The 22,697-nt window shown below is 70.4% G+C and carries 17 protein-coding genes; 10 read left to right on the forward strand and 7 right to left on the reverse strand.

The features are described 5' to 3' along the window. Positions 1 to 54 precede the first annotated feature (54 nt). Positions 55 to 1,722, forward strand: a complete 1,668-nt coding sequence (locus ACJQWL_RS07185; protein WP_330968389.1) for an NAD+ synthase — start codon at positions 55 to 57, stop codon at positions 1,720 to 1,722. 265 nt (positions 1,723 to 1,987) lie between these two features. Here the strand turns inward: ACJQWL_RS07185 and ACJQWL_RS07190 are convergent, their stop codons facing one another. Next, positions 1,988 to 2,857, reverse strand: coding sequence for an outer membrane protein assembly factor BamD (locus ACJQWL_RS07190; RefSeq protein WP_330968388.1), 870 nt, complete (start codon positions 2,855 to 2,857; stop codon positions 1,988 to 1,990). Between the two features lie 115 nt (positions 2,858 to 2,972). Here ACJQWL_RS07190 and rluD point away from each other — a divergent pair, with 115 nt between their 5' ends. Continuing rightward, positions 2,973 to 3,947, forward strand: a complete 975-nt coding sequence (gene rluD, locus ACJQWL_RS07195) for a 23S rRNA pseudouridine(1911/1915/1917) synthase RluD (RefSeq protein ID WP_330968387.1) — start codon at positions 2,973 to 2,975, stop codon at positions 3,945 to 3,947. Next, positions 3,944 to 4,714, forward strand: coding sequence for a peptidoglycan editing factor PgeF (pgeF, locus tag ACJQWL_RS07200; protein WP_330968430.1), 771 nt, complete (start codon positions 3,944 to 3,946; stop codon positions 4,712 to 4,714). The genes rluD and pgeF overlap by 4 nt, the downstream gene beginning before the upstream one ends. Before the next feature lie 69 nt (positions 4,715 to 4,783). On the opposite strand, the gene otsB is transcribed toward pgeF, so the two are convergent. Continuing rightward, positions 4,784 to 5,518 carry a trehalose-phosphatase gene (otsB, locus tag ACJQWL_RS07205; protein WP_411300805.1) on the reverse strand — a complete coding sequence of 245 codons (735 nt, stop codon included), beginning with the start codon at positions 5,516 to 5,518 and terminating at the stop codon, positions 4,784 to 4,786. A gap of 131 nt (positions 5,519 to 5,649) precedes the next feature. On the opposite strand from otsB, the gene clpB reads away from it, so the two are divergent. Then, entirely contained in the window at positions 5,650 to 8,259 is a 2,610-nt protein-coding gene (clpB, locus tag ACJQWL_RS07210; protein ID WP_330968385.1) for an ATP-dependent chaperone ClpB, read from the forward strand. Between the two features lie 132 nt (positions 8,260 to 8,391). Here clpB and ybaL read toward each other — a convergent pair whose 3' ends face one another. Beyond that, on the reverse strand, positions 8,392 to 10,077 hold the full coding sequence (gene ybaL / locus ACJQWL_RS07215; protein WP_330968384.1) for a YbaL family putative K(+) efflux transporter: 1,686 nt from the start codon (positions 10,075 to 10,077) through the stop codon (positions 8,392 to 8,394). A gap of 98 nt (positions 10,078 to 10,175) precedes the next feature. Here ybaL and ACJQWL_RS07220 point away from each other — a divergent pair, with 98 nt between their 5' ends. After that, positions 10,176 to 12,092, forward strand: coding sequence for an ABC-F family ATP-binding cassette domain-containing protein (locus tag ACJQWL_RS07220; protein ID WP_330968383.1), 1,917 nt, complete (start codon positions 10,176 to 10,178; stop codon positions 12,090 to 12,092). Between the two features lie 63 nt (positions 12,093 to 12,155). Continuing rightward, positions 12,156 to 13,367 carry a cation:proton antiporter gene (locus tag ACJQWL_RS07225; protein ID WP_330968382.1) on the forward strand — a complete coding sequence of 404 codons (1,212 nt, stop codon included), beginning with the start codon at positions 12,156 to 12,158 and terminating at the stop codon, positions 13,365 to 13,367. A 268-nt stretch (positions 13,368 to 13,635) separates the two neighbouring features. Here ACJQWL_RS07225 and ggpS read toward each other — a convergent pair whose 3' ends face one another. From ggpS to ACJQWL_RS07240, 3 genes are all read right to left on the reverse strand, one after another. Continuing rightward, on the reverse strand, positions 13,636 to 15,918 hold the full coding sequence (gene ggpS, locus ACJQWL_RS07230; protein ID WP_330968381.1) for a glucosylglycerol-phosphate synthase: 2,283 nt from the start codon (positions 15,916 to 15,918) through the stop codon (positions 13,636 to 13,638). 149 nt (positions 15,919 to 16,067) lie between these two features. After that, positions 16,068 to 17,351, reverse strand: coding sequence for an MFS transporter (locus tag ACJQWL_RS07235; protein ID WP_330968380.1), 1,284 nt, complete (start codon positions 17,349 to 17,351; stop codon positions 16,068 to 16,070). 102 nt (positions 17,352 to 17,453) lie between these two features. Next, on the reverse strand, positions 17,454 to 18,182 hold the full coding sequence (locus tag ACJQWL_RS07240; protein WP_330968379.1) for an SIMPL domain-containing protein: 729 nt from the start codon (positions 18,180 to 18,182) through the stop codon (positions 17,454 to 17,456). Positions 18,183 to 18,291: 109 nt separating this feature from the next. Here ACJQWL_RS07240 and ACJQWL_RS07245 point away from each other — a divergent pair, with 109 nt between their 5' ends. Continuing rightward, on the forward strand, positions 18,292 to 18,645 hold the full coding sequence (locus ACJQWL_RS07245; protein ID WP_330968378.1) for an FmdB family zinc ribbon protein: 354 nt from the start codon (positions 18,292 to 18,294) through the stop codon (positions 18,643 to 18,645). Positions 18,646 to 18,822: 177 nt separating this feature from the next. Here ACJQWL_RS07245 and ACJQWL_RS07250 read toward each other — a convergent pair whose 3' ends face one another. Beyond that, complete coding sequence (locus tag ACJQWL_RS07250) at positions 18,823 to 19,302, reverse strand: DUF3011 domain-containing protein (protein ID WP_330968377.1); 480 nt, start codon at positions 19,300 to 19,302, stop codon at positions 18,823 to 18,825. A 329-nt stretch (positions 19,303 to 19,631) separates the two neighbouring features. Here ACJQWL_RS07250 and aspS point away from each other — a divergent pair, with 329 nt between their 5' ends. The 3 genes from aspS (at position 19,632) to ACJQWL_RS07265 (ending at position 22,690) form a co-directional block, all read left to right on the forward strand. Further along, a complete protein-coding gene (aspS, locus tag ACJQWL_RS07255) occupies positions 19,632 to 21,407 on the forward strand; it encodes an aspartate--tRNA ligase (protein ID WP_330968376.1) in 1,776 nt (591 codons plus the stop codon). Positions 21,408 to 21,539: 132 nt separating this feature from the next. Beyond that, a complete protein-coding gene (locus tag ACJQWL_RS07260; protein ID WP_330968375.1) occupies positions 21,540 to 22,076 on the forward strand; it encodes a GNAT family N-acetyltransferase in 537 nt (178 codons plus the stop codon). Beyond that, on the forward strand, positions 22,076 to 22,690 hold the full coding sequence (locus tag ACJQWL_RS07265) for an esterase/lipase family protein (protein ID WP_330968374.1): 615 nt from the start codon (positions 22,076 to 22,078) through the stop codon (positions 22,688 to 22,690). The genes ACJQWL_RS07260 and ACJQWL_RS07265 overlap by 1 nt, the downstream gene beginning before the upstream one ends. The last annotated feature ends 7 nt before the right edge of the window (positions 22,691 to 22,697 follow it).

Genomic DNA, 22,697 nt, shown 5'->3' on the forward strand with positions numbered 1-22,697 from the left:
TTGGCGCGGCCGCTGCTGACGTCACCTGCCCACCGCCTGCCCTACCATTCGGGGATGACCCAGACCCTTCGCCTCGCCCTCGCCCAGTTCGACTTCCCGGTCGGCGCCATCCGCAGCAACGCCGCGCGCATCGCACAGATGATCGTGGAGGCACGCGACGAGTACGGCGCGCAGCTGGTGCTGTTCCCCGAGCTGGCCATCAGCGGCTATCCGCCCGAGGACCTGCTGATGCGGCCGGGCTTCCTGGCCGACTGCGAGGCCGCGCTGGGGGAGATCGCCGCCGGCGTCAGCGGCATCACCGCGGTGGTCGGCTGGCCGCAGGCGGCGGGCAGCGTGGTCTACAACGCCGCCAGCGTGCTGCGCGACGGCCGCATCACCCACACCTACCGCAAGCGCGAACTGCCCAACTACGCGGTCTTCGACGAGCGCCGCTATTTCGATGTCGATCCCGATGGCGGCCCCTGCGTGTTCGAGGTGGACGGCGTCCGCGTAGGGGTGATGATCTGCGAGGACCTGTGGTTCCCCGAGCCGCTGGCCGAGACCGTCGCGGCCGGGGCGGAGCTGGTGCTGATCCCCAACGCCTCGCCGTTCGAGCGCGACAAGCACGCCCAGCGCGATGCGCTGATGGCCCAGCGGGCCAAGGAAACCCAGGCCCACGGCGTGGGCACGGCGCTGGCCTACCTCAACACCGTGGGCGGGCAGGACGCGCTGACGTTCGACGGGGCGTCGGTGGTCGCCGATGGCGACGGCGCGGTGCACCCGGCCGCCGCCGCCTTCACCGACCAGTGGCTGGTGGTCGATTTCGACCGGGAATCGCGGCGCTTCGAGGCGGTGCAGTGGATGGTTGATGGCGACGAAAGCCGCGATGCGCTGGCGTGGCGGGCCATCGTCCGCGGCACCCGCGACTATTTCCACAAGAACGGCTTCAGCAAAGCCTGGCTGGGGCTGTCGGGGGGCATCGACTCCTCGCTGGTGCTGGCGGTGGCGGTGGACGCGCTGGGGGCGGGGAACGTCACCGCGGTGCGCATGCCGTCGCGCTACACCGCCGACCTGTCCAATGACCTGGCCGCCGAGCAGTGCGTGTCGCTGGGGGTCGAAATGATCACCCTGCCGATCGAGAAACCGTTCCAGGGTTACTTGGACGCGTTGTCGGACATCTTCGAAGGCCACCCGGTCGACACCACCGAGGAAAACCTGCAATCGCGCATCCGCGGTGCATTGCTGATGGCGCTGTCCAACAAGTTCGGCGGCCTCGTGGTGACCACCGGCAACAAGAGCGAGTACGCGGTCGGCTACGCGACGATCTACGGCGACATGTGCGGCGCGTACGCCCCGATCAAGGACCTGTACAAGACCGAAGTGTTCGCGCTGGCGCGCTGGCGCAACACCGTCGGGGGCTCGGCGCCGCACGGCGGGCAGGTGATCCCGCAGGCGGTGATCGACCGCCCGCCCTCCGCCGAACTGCGCGAGAACCAGAAGGACCAGGACTCCCTGCCGCCGTACGACGTGCTCGATGCCATCCTGATGCGCCATGTCGACCAGGAACAGTCACGCGAGGACCTGGTGCACGCCGGCTTCGACCCGGCGACGGTGGACCGCGTGCTGCATCTGGTGCGCATCAGCGAGTGGAAGCGCCACCAGTCGGCACCCGGTCCCAAGGTCTCGCGCCGGGCCTTTGGCCGGGAGCGGCGCTATCCGATCACCAACGGATACGGGAAGTGACGCGCGGGGAAGTGCAGATCGCGCCGACCCTGCAGGCGCGGCTCCCGCCATGATCGTGGCTTCGACCCCTTTGTAGGAGCGACGTAAGTCGCGATCCACGTCACGCCGGATATTGGACGAGGCTTCGAGTTCGGTCGCGACTTGCGTCGCTCCTACAGGTGCATTGGGTTCGGATCGCGGCTGAAGCCGCTCCCGAAGTGGGTGTCCGGAAAGAAAAACGCCGCCCGGGTGGGCGGCGCTCTCGCATCGCGATGTCGCGTCGGCGTCAGTCTTCGTCCAAGGGCGACTGCTCGCCCGCGAACGGGTTCAGCTTGCGCCAGTCGCTGGGGTAATCCGGCCAGTCGCCGCGCAGGTACGGATGGTTGGGGTCGTTCTGCAGCAGCACGCGCTTGGCGTCGGCGGCCAGGGTCTCGTTGCCCAGCCCGGTGTAGGCGGCGGCCAGCGTCGCCACCGCGTCGTTCTGGTAGGCGCTCTGCGGGTAGGTCTCCAGAAGGTCGGTCGCGCGCCCGGCGGCTGCCACGTAGGCCGTGCGGCGCAGGTAGTACAGCGCGATGTCCAGCTCGTGGCGGGCGAACATGTCGCGCAGCTCGCCCATGCGCGCGCGCGCGTCGGCGGCGTAGCGGCTGTTGGGGTAGCGGTCCACGACGATCGAGAAGTCGTTGTAGGCCTGCATCGGCGTGGCCAGGTCGCGGCGGCTGGCATCCAGGCGCCAGACCTTCTGCAGGAACACGGCATCGCGGCGCGAGTTGGTCAGGCCGCGCAGGTAGTACATGTAGGGCGTGTTGCGGTGGGTCGGGTAGGTGCGGATGAAGCGGTCGATGCTGCTGATCGCCTCCTCGTGCTTGCCCGCCTTGTACTGCGCGTAGGCGGTTTCGATCAGCGCCTGCTCGGTGTACGGCCCGTACGGGTACTGCGCGACCAGGCGCTTGTAGGTGGTCTCTGCCGAGCTCCAGTTGCCGTTGCGCATCGAGGTGTGGCCCTTGTCGTAGAGGGCCTCCACGGGCTGGTTCTCGTCGACGTTGTCGTCCTTGAACCAGCCGCCGACGCGGGCGCAACCGGTGCCGGCGAAGGCGACGATCAGCAGCAGGGCAAGCAGGCGGAAGGCAGGGCGGTTCGGGGCGGAACGCTGGGTCATGGCAGGTCTTGGCGGGCGCCGGAGGCACGAAAGACCGATAATAGCAGCCCGTGGCGGGCCCCCGGCCCACCCGGCGCTTAACCGCCCGCCACCCCCCAGCCAAGCCGCAGACCCCATGGATCCCATCCCCCAGGAATTGACCTCCACCGTACCCGGCAGTGCCGCCGGGCGACGTTTCGACGCCGTCCTGGCCGAGCTGTTCCCCGAGTATTCGCGCTCGCGGCTGTCGGCCTGGATCAAGTCCGGCGATGCCCGGCTGGATGGCGAACAGGTGCGCCCGCGCGATGCCGTGCGGGGGGGCGAGGCGGTCAGCCTGAGGGTGGTGCAGGAAGTGCAGACGCACTCCGAACCCGAGGACATCGCCCTGGACGTGCTGTACGAGGACGAGCACGTGCTGGTCATCGACAAGCCGGCCGGGCTGGTGGTCCATCCGGGTGCGGGCAACCCCACCGGCACCTTGGTGAATGCCCTGCTGCATCGCGACGGGTCCCTCAACGCCCTGCCGCGCGCCGGCATCGTGCATCGGCTGGACAAGGACACCTCCGGGGTGATGGTGGTGGCACGCACGCTGCCTGCGCACACCGCGCTGGTGGAGCAGCTGTCGGCGCGTGCCGTGCACCGCCAGTACCTGGCGGTGGTGGTGGGCGCTCTGGTGTCGGGGGGGACCGCCAACCTGGCGATCGACCGCCATCCGCGCGACCGCATCCGCATGGCGGTGCGCGAGGACGGCCGCGACGCGGTCACCCACTACCGCCTGCGCGAGCGGTTCCGCGCGCACACGCTGCTGGAGTGCAGGCTGGAGACGGGTCGCACCCACCAGATCCGGGTGCACATGCAGCACCTCAAGCACCCGATCATCGGCGACCCGCTGTACGGCGGCGCGCTGAAGCTGCCCAAGGGCGCGACGCCCGAACTGATCGAAGCCCTGCGCGGTTTCAGGCGGCAGGCGCTGCATGCCGAGACACTGGAGTTCGCGCACCCGGTCGGGGGCGAGCCGGTGCGCTGCAGCGCACCGATGCCCGCGGACATGAAGGCGCTGGTGGCCGTGTTGCGCAGCGACAGCGCGGCGGCCGCGGAGCGGGCACGCTGACCGTGGCGCACCCCGCGCTGCTGCGGGCCGACTGGCCGGCGCCGCCGGGGGTGCGTGCCTTCACCACGCTGCGGCACGGCGCAGGGGCGTCGAAGGCGCCGTTCGACCGCTTCAACCTGGGCCTGCGCAGCGGCGACGCGCTCGAGTCGGTCCTGGCCAATCGCGAAGAACTGGCGCGCATCGCCAGCCTGCCCGCGCCGCCGGCGTGGCTGCATCAGGTGCACGGAGCCGCGATGGTCCGCGTCGACGCGGGCGCGCTGGCGTCGGAGCCGGAAGCCGACGCTGCGGTGACGTCCACGCCCGGGACGGTCCTGTCCATCCTCACCGCCGACTGCCTGCCGGTGCTGCTGTGCTCAAGCGCCGGTGACGAGGTCGCCGCGGCCCATGCCGGCTGGCGCGGACTGGCCGCCGGCGTGCTGGAGGCCACCGTGGCGGCCATGCGCACCCCGGCCGACCGGGTGCTGGCGTGGCTGGGGCCGGCAGCGGGCCCCGCCGACTACGAGATCGGGGTGGAGGTGTATGACGCCTTCGTCTCGCGCGACTGGCGTGCCGGCGCGGCGTTCAGCTGCACCCGCCCCAACCACTGGCGGGTCGACCTGTACGCGCTGGCGCGCCTGCGCCTGCAGCAGGCCGGGGTGGACGCCGAAGCGATCCATGGCGGGGGGCTGTCGACCATCGCCGAACCCGCGCGCTTCTACTCCCACCGGCGCGACGCACGCACCGGCCGGATGGCCAGCGTGGTGTGGTTCCAGTCGGGCGAAAAATAGGTCACGTCCTGCGCCGGGGCGACCGAGCCGCTGCGCGCGGTCCGGGGGGCTGCCGCTTGCGGCTGTCTTTTACGCGCGTGCGTTCCGGGCCAGCCAGGCGCGGACATCGGCCGGCGACGCCAGGCGATGGGCCGCCCGGCTGGGTTGGCGATCCCCGACCAGCACCGCGATTCCGCCGTGGGCGAGCACCGCGTCGAAGCCGTCCTCGTCGGTGTGGTCGTTGCCGACGAACACCGGGGTGCGGCCGGCGAACGGCGGCTGGTCCAGCATGCGTCCGACCGCGGCACCCTTGTTGTCGCCTTGCGGGCGCACTTCCAGCACGTGGTCGCCCTCCTGCAGCCGGTAGCCGGGCAGCCACGCCATGGCCGCCTCGACGAGCGAGCGCAGGGCCGGCTCGGCCTGCGGATTGCCACGCCAGTGCAACGCAATCGTCGCACCCTTGTCCTCGACCACCGCGCCGGGGTGGCGCAGGGCCACGCTGCGCGCCTCACCGCGCAGCGTGCGCAGCGGCGTGGGCGGCCTGGCGAACGGCGCGTCGTCGCGGTGCTCCAGGCCGTGCAGGCCCGCCGCTGGCAGCCGCAGCGGCGAGAACAGGTGGTCGATCTGCTCCAGCGAACGTCCGCTGACCAGTGCCAGGGCGCCACCAAGCCGGCCATGCAGGGTGTCCAGTGCGTCCAGCATGGCCGGGTCCACGTGGACCTGGTGGGGCGCGTCGGCCACATCGAGCAGGGTGCCATCCACGTCCAGGAACAACGCCCAGTGGTCGGACCAGGCGGGCGGTGGGGGCAGGTCGGTCGGGCGCATGCACGCCATGGTGAGCGTGCAGGTGTAAGCATCCGGTGGACAGACAGGCATACCGTTGAAGAGACCCGGCACCAGCCGCATCTAGCAGGCATCGCGGCCCGCGGCCGCACATCGAACCCGAGGACTCCCCCATGCGGATGGACAAGCTCACGTCGCGCTTCCAGCAGGCGATCGCCGATGCGCAATCGCTCGCGGTCGGCCGCGACCACACCATCATCGAGCCGGTACACCTTTTGGTGGCGCTGATCGACCAGTCCGGTGGCAGCACCCGGCCCCTGCTGTCGCAGGCCGGCGTCAACGTGCCGCTGCTGCGCGAGCGCCTGGGCGAGGCGCTGGAAAAGCTGCCCCAGGTGTCGGGACAGGCCGGCAACGTCAGCGTCGGCAACGACCTCTCGCGCCTGCTCAACGTGACCGACAAGCTGGCCCAGCAGCGCGGCGATGCCTTCATCGCCAGCGAGCTGTTCGTGCTGGCCGCGCTGGAGGACGGCGGCGAGGCCGGCCGCGCGCTCAAGGCCGCCGGCGCCGACAAGGCGCGCATCGACGCGGCCATCGCCAAGGTGCGCGGCGGTGAAAGCGTGCAGTCCGAGAACGCCGAGGACCAGCGCCAGGCACTGGAGAAGTTCACCATCGACATGACCGCGCGCGCGGAGGGCGGGAAGCTCGACCCGGTCATCGGCCGTGACGAGGAGATCCGCCGCACCATCCAGGTGCTGCAGCGTCGCACCAAGAACAACCCGGTGCTGATCGGCGAGCCGGGCGTGGGCAAGACCGCGATCGTCGAAGGCCTGGCCCAGCGCATCATCAACAACGAGGTCCCCGAGGGGCTGCGCGGCAAGCGCCTGCTGTCGCTGGACATGGGCGCGCTGATTGCCGGGGCGAAGTTCCGCGGCGAGTTCGAGGAGCGCCTCAAGGGCGTGCTCAACGACCTGTCCAAGAACGAGGGGCAGGTGATCCTGTTCATCGACGAGCTGCACACGATGGTGGGCGCGGGCAAGGCCGAAGGGTCGATGGATGCGGGCAACATGCTCAAGCCGGCACTGGCTCGCGGCGAGCTGCACTGCATCGGCGCGACCACCCTGGACGAGTACCGCAAGTACGTGGAGAAGGACGCCGCGCTCGAGCGCCGGTTCCAGAAGGTGCTGGTCGGCGAGCCCTCGGTGGAGGACACCATCGCCATCCTGCGTGGCCTGAAGGAGCGCTACGCGGTGCACCACGGCGTGGAAATCACCGACCCGGCGATCGTTGCCGCCGCCACGCTGAGTCACCGCTACATCGCCGACCGCCAATTGCCGGACAAGGCCATCGACCTGATGGACGAGGCGGCCAGCCGCATCCGCATGGAGATCGACTCCAAGCCCGAGGAACTGGACCGCAAGGAGCGCCGGCTGATCCAGCTGAAGATCCAGCGCGAGGCGCTGAAGAAGGAGAAGGACGCCGAAAGCAAGCAGCGCCTGGCCGACCTGCAGGCCGAGATCGACACGCTGGAGCGCGAGTTCAACGACCTGGAGGAGGTGTGGAAGGCCGAGAAGGCGACGCTGCAGGGCGCCACCCGGATCAAGGAGCAGATCGAGTCCGCGCGCCTGGACCTGGAAGCGGCGCAGCGCAAGCAGGACTTCGCGCGCATGAGCGAGCTGCAGTACGGCACGCTGCCCGAGCTGGAAAAACAGCTGAAGGCCGCGCAGGAGGTCGAGACCACCGGCTTCACGCTGCTGCAGGACAAGGTGACCGCCGAGGAAATCGCCGAGGTGGTGTCGCGCTGGACCGGCATTCCGGTCAGCAAGATGCTCGAGGGCGAGCGCGAGAAGCTGCTGCAGATGGAATCCCACCTGCACGCACGCGTGGTCGGCCAGGACGAGGCGATCAAGGTGGTGTCCGACGCGGTGCGCCGCACGCGCGCCGGCCTGTCGGACCCCAACCGGCCGAGTGGCTCGTTCCTGTTCCTGGGCCCCACCGGCGTGGGCAAGACCGAGCTGTGCAAGGCGCTGGCCGAATTCCTGTTCGACAGCGCCGACGCGATGGTGCGCATCGACATGAGCGAGTTCATGGAGAAGCACGCGGTGAGCCGGCTGGTGGGTGCGCCCCCGGGGTACGTCGGCTACGAGGAGGGCGGCTATCTCACCGAGGCCGTGCGCCGCCGCCCCTACAGCGTGATCCTGCTTGACGAAGTCGAGAAGGCGCACCCGGACGTGTTCAACATCCTGCTGCAGGTGCTGGACGACGGCCGCCTGACCGACGGCCAGGGCCGCACGGTGGACTTCCGCAACACCGTCATCGTGATGACCTCCAACCTGGGCAGCCAGATGATCCAGGAGCTCAGCGGCGAAGGGGGCACGGGCCCGGATGGCAAGGCCTCCGGTGAGGCCTACACGCAGATGAAGGCGGTGGTGATGGGTGTGGTGCAGAACCACTTCCGGCCCGAGTTCATCAACCGGCTGGACGACATCGTCGTATTCCACCCGCTGGACAAGGCGCAGATCCGATCGATCGCCCGCATCCAGTTGGCGGGGCTGGAGAAGCGCCTGGCCGAGCGCGGCCTGAAGCTGCAACTGTCCGACGACGCGCTGGCCCTGCTGGCGAACGTCGGCTTCGACCCGGTCTACGGCGCCCGACCGCTCAAGCGTGCGATCCAGCAGCAGCTGGAGAACCCGCTGGCGCAGCGGATACTGGCCGGCACGTTCGCCAGCGGCGAGACGGTGCGGGTCGATGCCCAAGGCGGCGAGCTGGTGTTCGACAAGGCCTGAGGGACACGGGGCGCGTCCGCCACGCGCCGTCGCGTCACGTGTACGGGTGGTTTCGGTTGTGATCGGGAACCCGGCTGGCGTTTCGCGACTTACGTCGCTCCTACAAGGGTGTCGGGTTACAAGGGTGTCGGGTTACGCCACCGCTGGCGGAAGGCGGTGGTCGCCGCGGTAGGGGGGCGTGGCCATCACCATCTCGGCCAGGCTGTGGGCGAGCTCGCGCTCTGCCATCACCGCGGCGTCCGCGCCGTGTTCCAGCAGGTGCTTGACCTCGGCATCGGAGTGCGCCCGGGCCACGATGGTCAGCCCCGGGTTGATCCGGCGCAGGTTGGCGATGACTTCGCCGGCCTCGAGCACGTTGGGAATCGCGACCAGCACCGTCTTGGCGCGCTCGGGCTGCGCCTCGCGCAGTACCCGCTCGTCGACCGCGTTGCCACGGATGGCCGGCAGCCCGGCTGCACGCGCCCGCTCGACCAGGTCGTCCTCGCCGTCGATGACCACCACCGGCACGTGTTTCTCGGTCAGCAGCCGGCCCAGCTCGCTGCCCACCCGGCCGTGCCCGATCAGGATCACGTGGTTCTGGATGTCGTCGGGGATGGGGGGTTCCATCAGCGACTGGGGAGCGGCCGGTCCGACCTCGTCGAGGGCAGCGCTCCGGTCCGCCCAAGCAAAGAGCAACGGGTTGACGATGATCGACAGCAGGGCGCCCGCCAGGATCAGGTCCTGTCCCTCCACGGGCAGCATGCCCAGTTGCAGGCCCAGCCCGGCCAGGATGAAGGAGAACTCGCCGATCTGCGCCAGGCTGGCCGACAGGCGAAGCGACATCGAGCGCGAGTTGCCCACGATTCGCATGGTCCCGAACGCCACCAGCGATTTGGCCAGCACGATGACCAGGAAGGTCGCCAGCACCTGCAGGGGCTGTTCGAACAGGATCGTCGGGTCGAACAGCATGCCCACCGATACGAAGAAGAGCACGGCGAAGGCATCGCGCAACGGCAGGGTATCGCTCGCGGCCTTGTGGCTGAACTCGGACTCGTTGAGCAGCATGCCGGCGAAGAACGCGCCCAGCGCGAATGACACGCCGAACATCTCCGCCGAGCCGAACGCCACGCCCAGTGCGATGGCGAGCACGCACAGCGTGAACAGCTCCCGCGAGCCGGTGCCCGCCACGCGCTCGAGGATCCACGGGATCACCCTGCGCCCGACCAGCAGCATGAAGGCGACGAAGCCGCCCACCTTCGCGAACGTGGTCCAGATCGCGGTCCAGAGATCGCCACCGCCGACCTGCTCCCCCTGGAGCACTTCGGCCAGCGGTGGCAGCAGCACCAGCGCCAGCACCATCGCCACGTCTTCCACGATCACCCAGCCGATGGCGATGCGGCCCATGCGGGTCTCGAGCAGCCGGCGGTCCTCCAGTGTCCGCAGCAGCACCACCGTGCTGGCGACCGACAGCGCCAGCCCGAATACCAGCCCGGCGCTGGCCGGCCACCCCATGAAATAACTGAAGCCAAGGCCCATCAGGCTGGTGGCGGCGATGCGCACCAGCGCGCCGGGCACCGCGACCGCCTTCACCTCCATCAGGTCGCGCACCGAGAAGTGCAGGCCGACCCCGAACATGAGCAGGATCACGCCGATCTCGGCCAGCTGGGGGGCCAGCTCCTGGTCGCCTACGAACCCCGGCGTGAACGGCCCGGCGATGATGCCCGCCACCAGGTAGCCCACCAGCGGCGAGAGCCTGAGCCGCTGCGCCAGCGATCCGAAGACGAAGGCCAGCACGAAGCCCGCGACCAGGATCGTGATCAGAGGGGTGTGGTGGGGCATGGGGGGTCCTTGCGCGGGATCGGTTCAGGATGGGCGTCCCCCCCGGCGGGGGCAAGCACGGCATCGGGCGCCGCCGGGCCGGCACGTACAATGGCCGAATGATTGCATTCCGAGATTTCGCCCTCCGTCGTGGCGAACGCCTGCTGCTGTCCAACGTCGACCTGGCCCTGCATTCGGGCTGGCGCGTAGGCGTGATCGGCCGCAACGGCACCGGCAAGTCCTCGCTGTTCGCCGCCATCCAGGGCGAGGTCGAGGCCGACCGTGGCGACATCGACGTGCCCAGCCGGGTGCGCATCGCCAGCGTCGCCCAGGAAACCCCGGCGCTGGACGACCGCGCGCTGGATTTCGTGCTCTCGGGCGATGCGCCGGTGCACGCCGCGCTGCAGGCCGAGGCGACGGCATTCGCCAACGAGGACTGGGAAGCCGTCGCCGAAGCCCACCACCGCATCGAGGAACTGGGCGGTTACGACGCCACCGCCCGTGCCGGCAAGTTGCTGCACGGACTGGGATTCTCGGCGGATACGCATGACCGGGCGGTCAAGGCGTTTTCCGGCGGCTGGCGGGTACGGCTGAACCTGGCGCGCGCGCTGATGACGCCGTCGGACCTGCTGCTGCTGGACGAGCCGACCAACCACCTCGATCTCGACGCCGTGCTGTGGCTGGAGCAGTGGCTGCTGCGCTACCCGGGCACGCTGCTGCTGATCAGCCACGACCGCGAATTCCTGGATGGCGTGTCGACCCACACCCTGCACCTGCACGACGGGCGGGCGAAGCTCTACACCGGCGACTACACCGCGTTCGAGCGCCAGCGCGCCGAACAGCTGCGCCAGCAGCAGATTGCCCACGACAAGGAGCAGGTCGAACGCGCCCACCTGCAGAGCTTCATCGACCGCTTCAAGGCCAAGGCCAGCAAGGCCAAGCAGGCGCAGTCGCGCATGAAGCGGCTGGAGAAGCTGGCCGGTACCGAGGCGGTGCGGGTGGAGCGCGCGCTGCGGATCGAATTCCCCGTGCCCGATCGCCTGCCGCACGCGTTGCTACGGCTGTCGGATGCCGATTGCGGGTACGCGACCGATCATTCCGAAGCCGCTGCCGGGGGGGGCGAGGCCATCACGATCCTGCGCGACGTCGGCTTCATCCTCGAAGCCGGCGACCGCGTCGCATTGCTGGGCCCCAACGGTGCCGGCAAGTCGACCCTGGTCAAGACCCTGGTCGGCGAATTGCCGCTGCTGGCCGGCGAGCGCGCCGGGCACCCGGACCTGCGCATCGGCTACTTCGCCCAGCACACGGTGGAATCCCTGCGCGAGGGCGCCAGCCCGATGGACCACCTGGCCGACATCGCCCCGGGCGTGGGCAGCCAGCCGCTGCGCGATTTCCTGGGCAAGTGGAACTTCCCGGGCAACCGCGCATTCGAGTCGGTCGACGGATTCTCCGGCGGCGAGCGCGCGCGCCTGGCGCTGGCGCTGATCGCGTGGCGCAAGCCCAACGTGTTGCTGCTGGACGAGCCCACCAACCACCTGGACCTGGACATGCGCGAGGCGCTGGCCGAGGCGTTGAGCGATTTCGATGGCGCGATCGTGATGGTCAGCCACGACCGCCACCTGATCGGCCTGGTCTGCGACACCTTCTGGCGCGTCGCCGACGGGCAGGCGCTGCCGTTCGACGGCGACCTGGACGAATACGCCAGCTGGCTGCGCACCCGCGATGCCAGCAACGACGGCAAGCCTGCACGCGCGGGCGCCGCGCCGGCTGCCTCCCCTGCGGCGGTGAAGGCCGCTCCGGCCGCCGCGCCGGCGCGCCGCAAGGCCAACCCGGTCAAGGTCGCCGCCGCCGAGGCCCAGGTGTCCACGCTGGCCGCCCAGCTGGCCGAGGTCGAAACGGCGCTCGCGGACCCGGACGCCTATGCAGGGGGCGGCGAGCGCGCGGCCGAGCTGGGACGCGAGCAGGTCAGACTGCGCACACGGTTGGACGATGCCGAGGCGGCCCTGCTGGCCCTGTACGAGTCCGACGCCGCCTGACCGGGGTTGCCCTCGCCCCGTCCGGCCGCGACCATGCGTGCCGGTCCCGGGCCCCAGGCGTTCATGAGCAACGAGTTGATCTACCTGCTGCTGATCTTCGGCCTGCTGGTCATCCCGCGGGCGCTGCAGCGGTTCAAGCTGCCCGCGCCGATCACCTGCCTTGCGCTGGGCATCGGCGCGATGCTGCTGTGGGGCGACCGCACCCACGACCCGGTGGTGGTGCTGTTGTCCACGCTGGGCATCTCCTCGCTGTTCCTGTTCGCGGGGCTGGAAGTCGATCCGGCGCAGCTTCGCCGCGGGCTGCGCCCGCTGCTGGCGCACCTGGCGATCCGCAGCCTCTCGCTGGCGGCGGTGGCCTGGCTGGCCTGGCGATGGCTGGGACTGGGCTGGCAGCCCGCCGCGCTGGTCGCGCTGGCGCTGCTGACGCCTTCCACCGGCTTCATCCTGGACACGCTGGAGCGACTGGGCCTGGACGAGGAGGAGCGCTTCTGGGTGACCAGCAAGGCGATCGCCGGCGAACTGCTGGCGCTGGTGGTGCTGTTCGTGGTGCTGCTGGCCGATGACCCCGTGCAGCTGGGGGTGTCGTCGCTGGCCATGGTCGGCCTGATCGTGGGCCTGCCGCTGCTGTTCATCGCATTGGGCCGCTGGGTGATGCCACACGCCCCCGGGTCGGAGTTCTCGCTGCTGGTGATGGTCGGTCTGGTGGCGGCGTACGTCACCTACAAGCTGGGGGTGTACTACCTGGTCGGCGCGTTCGTCGCCGGCCTTGCCGCGCGCCTGCTGCACCGGCGGATGCCGCGGCTGGCCTCCGACGACAACCTGCATGCGCTGCGGCTGTTCGCCAGCTTCTTCGTGCCGTTCTATTTTTTCCACGCCGGCACCGGCATCGTGCGCGATGCGCTCAGCTGGGACGCACTGTGGCTGGGGCTGGCGATGACAGCGGTGGTGGTGCCGGCGCGCGTGGGCGTGGTCTGGGCGCAGCGGCGGCTGATGTTCGGCCAGCGCGGGCGCGGCAACCTGCGGGTGTCGGTGGCGCTGGCGCCGACGCTGGTGTTCACCCTGGTGCTGGCGCACATCCTGCACGCGCGATTCGCGATCGACAGCGCGCTGATGGGTGCGCTGATCCTCTACACGGTGCTCAACACCATGCTGCCGTCGCTGGTGCTGAAGGCGCCATTCGACGTGAGTCCGCTGGATGCGCGCACCGTCCCGCACCCGGAAGACGTGTTGTTGGAGCCGACCGCCGCGCCGGCAGTGCGGCCTCCCGCACGCTGAGCGACGTCATCGAAGGGGCCTGGTGGCAGGTGACGGGCTTCTGCTGCCCCCGGCACGCTGTGGCGGGCACGGCCGATACCGCGATCGACTCCCCGGGAGTCCGCACCTGCAGGCGCGAGGCGAGGCGCGACCTTCGAGCCGGGGGTGGCGCCACGGGGTCGCGACCTACGTCGCTCCTACAACGGGTGCCGGTCTCTACGTTGTCCTGCAGGTGCGGTTTGCGATTACGGCTGAAGTCGCTCGTACACCGCACACAGGCGGTTCCCCGTCACGCCACCTCGTTGCTCGGCATTGCGTAGCGGTGCTCACCGGCGCCGCTGCCGGCGGCCTGTACCGCGTCCAGGAAATCGCGGCCCCAGCGCTCCACGTCGTAGCGGGTGACGATGTCCATCAGCTGGCGCTGGCGGCCATCGGCCTCGTCGGCGGGCATCGCCAACGCCTGCGAAAGGCCGGCGACCAGGTCGGCGGGATCGTGCGGGTTGGTCAGCACCGCGCCCTTCAGTTCGGCCGCCGCGCCGGCGAACTCCGACAGCACCAGCACGCCGGCGGTACCTTCCACCCCGTGCGCGGCGACGTATTCCTTGGCCACCAGGTTGAGGCCGTCGCGCAGCGGCGTGATCCACATGACATCGGCCGCGGCGTAGTGCGCCAGGACCTGTTCGAACGGCAGCGCGCGCGCGAAGAACCGCACGGGCGACCAGTCCAGGTCGGAATAACGGCCGTTGATGCGGCCCACCGCCTGCTCGATCTGCGTTTCGAGCTCGCGGTAGATCGTCATCTCCCTGGCCGCGGGCACGCACACCATCAGCAGCGTTACATTGCCGCGCAGTTCCGGCTGGTGCTCCAGCAGTCGCTCGAACGCCAGCAGCTTCTCGAGCGTGCCCTTGGTGTAGTCCAGCCGCTCGATCGACAGCACCAGCTTGCGGCCGGCGAATTCATCGCGGATCGCGCGGATCCGGTCCTGCACCTCCGCCTGCGCCAGCCCGTCGCGGATGCGGGCCAGGTCGGTGCCGACGGGGTGAGCGCCCAGCCCGATTTCGCGATCGCCCACGCGGATGCGGGTGGTCACCGTGTCCAGGCCGACCGCGCAGCCATAGGTGAGGAACCGCGGCGCGCAGCTTTCACGCTCCAGCGTCTCCACCGGCATCGCCCCGCGAACCACGTCGACGAAGTTCTCCACCTGCCGGGGGATGTGGAAGGCCACGTAGTCGCACTGCAGCAGGCTGCCCAGGATCTCGCGCCGCCACGGCACCACGTTGAACACGTCCGCCGACGGGAAGTAAGTGTGGTGGAAGAAGGCGATCTTCAGGTCGGGGCGCATCTCGCGCAGGCAGGCCGGCACCATCCACAGGTTGTAGTCGTGCAGCCACACCGTGGCACCTTCGGCGGCTTCGGCGGCAGTGGTCTCGGCGAACTTGCGGTTGACCTCGACGAAGGTCTTCCAGTCTTCCTCGCGGAACCGCGCGCGCTCCCAGAAGGTGTGCAGCATCGGCCAGAAGGCCTCCTTGGAGAACCGCTTGTAGAACGCATCCACCTCCGACCTGGTCAGCTTCACCCGCGCCGCGGTGAGGTTCGGGAAGCGCGCCCCGTCGACCGGGGTGCGGACCTCGAACTCGCCGTGCCCTGGCTCGTCGATGCTCCAGGCCACCCACGAGCCCTTGCGGCCGCTGCCGAAGAAGCCCAGCAGGCTGGGGATGATGCCGTTGGGCGAGGTCGGCCGCCGGCGCTTGCGCACGCCACCCTCGACGTACTCCTCGTAGGGCAGGCGGTGGTAGACCATCACCAGCTCGGACGTCCCCATCCCGCGCGCCTTCGGTGCGCGACGGTGCGGGTCATCGACGGCCAGCAGGTCGAAGTGGTCGATCGCCTCCAGGATGCCGCCGCAGCCCGGTGACCGGGCGTGCAGCACGTTGGCCAGCTGCTGGGTGGCCCGCACCAGCGCCGGCTCGGAGCGGCCGACCGCCACGCCCTGGAAGCCGGCAGTGAACATCGACAGGTCGTTGAGCGTGTCCCCGGCCACCAGCACGCAGCCGTGCCGCACGCCCAGGTGGTCGGCCAACGCCGCCAGCGTGCGGCCCTTGTCGGTGTCGGGCGGCAGGATGTCGAGGTAGCGGTCGGCCGAATACAGCACCGAACACTGCAGCGTGCGTGCCGCGGCCTCCACCTCGCTGCGGATCGGGTCCAGCTGGTCGGGTTCGCAGAAGTACGAGCAGCGCCGCTCCTGCGGTACGTCCTGGCGCACCAGCCCCGGGAAGCCGTCGATGGCGTCGGACACCGCATGCTCGCCGGGCCAGCGTGCGTCGATCTCGGCCTGCAGCGGCTGCACCGGCTGCAGGGTCAGCCCGTCCACCACGGTCGCGCCCACATCGCAGATCACGTAGTCGGGGCGCGGCAGGATCGGGTCCGACAGCAGCGGCATCACGTGTTCCAGCCCGCGCCCGGTAACGAACACCAGGCTGATCTCCGGGTGGCGGTCGACCAGGCGGTAGAGCTTCTGCCGCTGCTCGGCAGTGCCGGCCAGGAACGTGCCGTCCAGGTCGGTGGCCAGCATCAGCCGGGCCGTGGCGTGGCCGCCGGCGCCTGTGCGCGGCTCGGTAGGGCGCGGGGCGGGGCTGCGGGCGGGTTCGGGGGTGCGGGCGGGTTCAGGGGTGCGGAGTGCGGTTCGGCGTTCGGTGCGGGTGGAAGTCAACGGCATGCCTTTCAGTTCGAATGGGGGTGTGGGGTCGGTTCCTCGGGGTGAGGGGGAAGCGGTCCAGGGTGGTCGGAATCGGTTTCCGGAAGCAGTTCCAGTGCCGCCGGGGTGGTGCGCAACATCGCGTGGAACCGGGCCGGCTGATCGAGCGACCGGCGCCGCAGAAGGCGACGCCCGGCCGCGACCGCCGCCAGTACCGCCAGCGTCACGGCGAAGAACGCCGGCAGTGCGGCCGGGCCGAAGCGGCCCATCGCCACGCCGGCCAGTGCCGGGCCCAGCGCGGAGCCGACGCCGTTGACCAGCAGCAGGCTGCTGCAACCGGCCAGCAGGTGCTCGGCCGGCAGGTGGTCCAGCAGATGGGCCACGCAGATCGGGTACAGCGCGAACGACAGCCCGCCGAAGGCGAAGAACAGGGTGAACAGCAGGCCCCGGTCCTGGGTGCCGACCACCCACATCGTGGTCGCCACCACGGCGGCGGCCAGGCTCACCATCGCCAGCGTGGTGCGGCGGTCGCCACCGTCGGAGAGGTGGCCGATCGGCCACTGAAGCAGCGCGCCGCCCACGATGGTCAGGCTCATCAGCGTCGCGATGCCGGGCAGGTCCAGGCCGATGCGGGTCGCGTAGACCGCACCCAGTCCCCAGAACCCGCCCATCGCCAGCCCCGCCAGGAACGAGCCGGCGGTGGCCGCGGGTGCGGTGCGGTACATCGCCGCCAGGGCCAGCCGTGGCGAGGGCGGGAGCTCGGGCTGGACCATGCGGCTGGCGGTCACCGGCAGGGCGGCCAGGCAGACCAGGATCGCCACCACGCTGAACAGGACGAAGCCGGTGGGCGAGGCCAGGGCCAGCAGCCACTGCCCGCCCGCCAATGCCAGCAGGTTGACCGCCATGTACACCGCGAACACCCGGCTGCGCTGTGCGGGCGCGGCCTGCGCGTTGAGCCAGCTTTCGATGACCGTGTACAGGCCCACCAGCGCCACGCCGGTCAGCACCCGCAGGCCGCCCCACGCCCAGGGGTCGACGAGGATGGGGTGCAGTAGCACCGCGCTGGCGCACAGGGCGGCGTAGAAGGCGAAGGCGCGGATGTGGCCGATGCGCTGGATCAGCCGGGGCGCGGCGTACGTGCCCAGGAAGAAGCCGACGAAGTAGCCCGACATGATCAGGCCCAGGGCCTGGTCGCCGAAGCCCGCCTCCCGGCCCCGAACCGCGAGCAGGGTGCCCAGCAATCCGCTCCCCGCCAACAGCAGGGCCACGCCCGCCAACAGGGCGGCCAAGGGTCGGACGGCTGAGATCATCGCTCCTGCGCGGATGGCGGCATTGAATCAGCCGCGCATCCTAACATGTTGATAGATCAGGGAAAACGCCCGTGCGGCGGTCGCCCCGCACCGGGCACCCGCTCAATCGCGGAGGAAGTACTCCACCGTGGTCACCACCCGCACGGTCTTTACCTGCGGGCTGCCCTGGTCGCGGTCGGTAATGGAGACCACGCCCTGGTTGGCGTTGCGGATCCCGCCCAGGCGGGCGCCGGAGTCCTTGGCGAACTGCTCGGCGGAGACGCGTGCGGCGCTGGTGGCTTCGGCGATCAGCGCCGGCTTGATCGTGTTGAGCCGGGTGTAGTCGAACTGCGGCTGGCTGCCCTCGCCGATCATCACCCCGCGCGCCACCAGCTCGCCGCTGCGACGCAGCGCGGCCAGTGCCTCCTCGACCCGGACCGTGCGCAGGGTGACGGTGGTCGAATAGCGATAGCGCTCGGGGGGGCGCTGGTCGCCGTAGGCATAGGCGAAGCGGTCCTCCAGGCGCGGTGGCGACAGGACGATTTCGTCGCCCTTGAAGCCGGCCTGCTCGAAGAAGCCGCGGATGGTCGCGGTGTTGGTGTCGAGCGCCTGCTGGACCTGCGCCAGGTCGTTGCCGCCCACCGCGTGCGGAAGCGGCCAGACCACCAGGTCGGCGGCGACTTCGCGTTCGGCCGAGCCCTTCACCACCACGAAGCGGTCGCCGGTGCGCAGGCGTTCCATGCCCTTGGCCGCGAACCAGCCCGCCAGCGCCAGGCCGATGGCGACCAGCGCGCCGGCGACCATCAGCCCCAGCGCGGGGCGGGCGGGGTCATCTGAGCGCGGGTCGGTCATGGCGGCGTTCCGGGAGGGGCAGTCGGCGAGGATAACGCTGCCCGGCGACTTGAGAAGGACGCCCGCCGCCCCCACCCGTGGGCGATCCGTCGAGTTTCGAAATCCTCCCATGCCGATCTATGCCTTCGAGTGCGCCGCCTGCGGCCACCGGTTCGACCGCCTGCAGAAGCTCTCCGATGCCGACCCGACCCGGTGCCCGCAGTGCGAGGAAGCGCAGGTGCGTCGCCAGCTGACCGCGCCGCAGTTCCGCCTGGCCGGCGGCGGCTGGTACGAGACAGACTTCAAGAAGGACGGCGATACCAGGCGCAACCTGGCCGGCGATGCCGGTTCGGGCGAAAAGGCCAAGCCGGCCGAGGGGGGCGCGTCGGGCGGGGATGCCGGCGCCAAGCCCGAGGCCAAGCCGTCCAAGCCCGCCGAATCCAAGCCCGCCACGCCCGCCAAGCCGACCACCCCGTCCAGCTGATTCCGCGTCGGGGTCCGTAGGAGCGGCGTCAGCCGCGGCAAACGCGTTCGCTCAAGTGCGTTGTAGGAGCGACGTGAGTCGCAACCGTACCCTCCGGACACGGCGAGGGTCGCGACTCACGTCGCTCCTACCCATGCCGTGCAGGTTCCATGGCGGCTGAAGCCGCTATGCCAGCTGCTAGAGCGCGGCGGTGGCGCGCGCCATCGACGCGGCGGCGCTGACGAACACCGCGCTGCAGCCGCGGTCCACCCAGACCACGCCGTTGCGGTGGCCCCAGTTGCCGCCTTCCACGCACATCACCTCCGACACCTCGTGCGAAAGCCGCACCGGGCCGCGGAACGGCAGGCGGCATTCGCGCAAGCCCAGGCCCGGGCTGTCGCAGCGGACCTGCGCATCGGCGTTGGCGTCCTGCGACAGGTCGCTGCCGGCGTCCTCCGCCTCGGGCGGGGCCACGATGGTCAGGCCGACCTGCATCGTCCCGCGGGAGGCGCCTGCCAGCATGGGGCCGGCGTGGCGCAGAAGGCCGGGCGCTGAAGCCGGAACCGAAACCGGAGCCAATGAAGGCCGGGCCGGCACGGTCCGGGCGCCTGCCGACAGGGGCAGGGCACACAACGCCAGCGCCAGCAGTCCGGGGTGGAGCGTGCGCGTGATCGTCATGTGGGGTTCTCCCTGTGCCGCTTGCCGGTGTGTTGCAAGTAGCGGGCCGTGCTGCTGGTCCGGAACTTGCCTTTCAGTTCGTCAGCGACCTGTACGGGGGTTTCTTGAGCGGATGCCTCCAGCGCCGTTCCGATCCGCAACAGGCGTCTCAGTTCGAATGCGACGCAGCTACGGTCCGGCCGTTGCGCCTGTCCCGGGCCCGGCCGCCCCCGGGGCCCGCACGCACCGGCCGGTGCCGGTAAAATGGCGGGTCGTAGTGCGCGCCGCCGTCTGGCGCGCGTCCATCGGCCCCGCCGGCCCCGACCGGCGTGCCGTCATCCGGAGTTCCCATGCGTACCCATTTCTGTGGCCTCGTCGACGAGCGCCTGATCGGCCAGACCGTGACCCTGTGCGGCTGGGCCGACGTCGCCCGCGACCTCGGCGGCCTGTGCTTCATCGACCTGCGTGACCACGAGGGCATCGTCCAGATCGTGGCCGAGCCGGCGGACGTAGACGGCAATGCCGCCGTGGTCGCGGCAGCCGCGCAGGTCGGGTACGAGGACTGCCTGCGCATCACCGGCACCGTGCGCAGGCGCGAATCGGTCAACGACAGGATCCGCACCGGCCAGGTGGAAGTGGTCGCCACGGCCATCGAGGTACTGAACAAGGCGGAGCCGCTGCCCTTCCATGCCCACGAAAACCCGGGCGAGGACATCCGCCTGAAGTACCGCTACCTGGACCTGCGCACCCCGGACATGCAGCGCAAGATGCGCACCCGCACGAAGCTGGTGCAGGCGCTCCGCCACTGGCTGGACGCGCGCGGCTTCCAGGACATCGAGACGCCGATCCTGACCAAGGCCACGCCCGAGGGCGCGCGTGACTTCCTCGTGCCGGCACGCATGCACGAAGGCGAGTTCTACGCGCTGCCGCAGAGCCCGCAGCTGTTCAAGCAGATCCTGATGATGGCGGGCTTCGACCGCTACTACCAGGTCGCGCGCTGCTTCCGCGACGAGGCGCTGCGCGCGGACCGCCAGCTGGAGTTCACCCAGCTCGACATGGAGTTCGCCTGGGTCTCCGAGCGCGACGTGCAGGACTCCGTCGAGCAGATGATCCGCGACGTTTTCGTGGAGGTGATGGACGTGGAGCTCGGCGAGTTCCCGCGCATCACGTATGCGGAGGCGATGCGCCGCTTCGGCTCGGACAAGCCCGACCTGCGCCTCCAGCTGGAGCTGGTCGACATCGCCGCGCTGGTCAAGGGCTGCGAATTCAAAGTGTTCACCGACTGGGCCAATGCCGAGGGCGGGCGCGTGGTCGCGCTGCGCGCGCCGGGCGCGGCGTCGCTGTCGCGCAAGCAGATTGACGAGCTCGGCGCGCACGCGGCCAAGTACGGCGCCAAGGGCCTGGCGTGGATGAAGGTGGAGGCGGCCGGGCAGGGCGCGGGCGGGGTCAACTCGCCGATCGCCAAGTTCCTTGACGACGCCACCGTCGATGCCATCGTCGAGGCGACCGGCGCACAGGCCGGCGACCTGCTGCTGTTCGGCGCCGGGCCCTACGCCACGGCCTCGGATTTCATGGGCGCGGTGCGGCTGAAGATCGGCCGCGACCTGGGCCTGGTCGCCGAGGGTTGGAAGCCGTTGTGGGTCACCGATTTCCCGATGTTCGAGTGGGACGAAGAGGCACGGCGCTACGTGGCGCTGCACCACCCGTTCACCGCCCCGGCGGTGGACAGCATCGACGACCTGCGAGCCAACGCCCGCACCGCGGTGAGCCGCGGCTACGACATGGTGCTCAACGGCAACGAGATCGGCGGCGGTTCGATCCGCATCCACCGACCGCAGATGCAGGCGGCGGTGTTCGACCTGCTGGGCATCGGCGCGGACGAGCAGCAGGCCAAGTTCGGCTTCCTGCTGGACGCGCTGAAGTACGGTGCGCCGCCCCACGGCGGCATCGCCTTCGGCATCGACCGGATCGCCGCGCTGATGGCCGGCACCGAGTCGATCCGCGACGTCATCGCCTTCCCCAAGACCACCGGCGCGCAGTGCATGATGACCGACGCGCCGTCGCCCATCGACGAGGCCCAGCTGGCCGAGGTGCACGTCGCGGTGCGGCCGAAGGCAGCGCGCTGACCCGCATCGTGTAGGCGCGTCTCCAGCCGCGACCTTCGCGGCCGATCGGCCTGTCGCGGTCGCGACTCACGTCGCTCCTACAGGATGCGGTCGCAGTTCGATCGCGGCTTAAGCCGCTCCTACAATGGCGCAATGACCGCAACGACGTCGCTTGCCATCCGCCGCGCCGGCCCCGATGACGCGGCCGCGCTGTCGCGGCTGGCCGCGCAGACGTTCAGCCAGGCCTTCGGCCACCTGTACCCGGCGGTGGACCTGGCGGACTTCCTGCGCGAGTCCTATTCGATAGAACGCCAGGCGACCATCCTGTCCCACCCCCGGTATGCGGTGTGGTTCCTGGAGGACGCGGGCACGCCGGTGGGCCACGTCGCTGCCGGTCCCTGTGGCCTGCCGCACCGCGAAGTCGGCGCCGCGGACGGCGAAATCAAGCGCCTGTACGTGCTGGCCAGCCACCAGAACGGCGGCTGGGGCGGGCGGCTGTTCGATACGGCGGTCCAATGGCTGCAGTGCGACGGTCCGCGGACGCTGTGGGTCGGCGTGTGGTCCGGGAACCCGGGGGCACAGCGCTTCTATGCACGGCAAGGCTTCCGGCACGTCGGCGACTACGAGTTCCCGGTGGGGCGGGTGCGCGACCACGAATTCATCCTGCGTCGGCCGGCGGGGGATGCCTGATGGGCCGGCCGGTGGTGCTGGTGCACGGGCTGTGGATGCCGCGGGTCTCGATGCTGCCGCTGTCGCGGCGGCTGGTGCGCGCGGGTTTCGCGCCGCGCCTGTTCGGCTATTCGACCGTTGCCGGCGGCCCCGAGGAGGCGGTGCCGCGCCTGGCCGCCATCCTGCGCGAAGGTACCGACGTGGTGGCGCACAGCCTGGGCGGGCTGGTCACGCTCACGGCGTTGCAACGCGAACCCGGCCTGCCGGTGAAGCGCGTGGTGTGCCTGGGGTCACCGCTGTGCGGCAGCGCCGCGGCCAAGGGCCTGTCCAGCCGGCAGACGTTCGCGCTGACCCTGGGACGCAGCGCCGACCTGCTGCGCAGTGGCTGTCAGCCCTGGAGGGGAGGGGCGCAGGTAGGCATGGTGGCCGGACGCACGCCCTTGGGGCTGGGTCAGTTCTTCGGCGGCCTGCGCGAGGCCAGCGACGGGACCGTGGCCGTCGCCGAAACCCGGCTGGCGGGGCTGTCGGACCACGTCACGGTGTCGGCCAGCCACAGTGGCCTGTTGCTGTCCCGGGTTGCGGCCCGGCAGGCGGTGGCGTTCCTGCGAACGGGCCGGTTCGAGCACCCGCCCTAGCCCGGTC

The organism is Novilysobacter viscosus (assembly GCF_046600715.1).
In the GTDB taxonomy this organism is placed as follows: domain Bacteria; phylum Pseudomonadota; class Gammaproteobacteria; order Xanthomonadales; family Xanthomonadaceae; genus Lysobacter_C; species Lysobacter_C viscosus.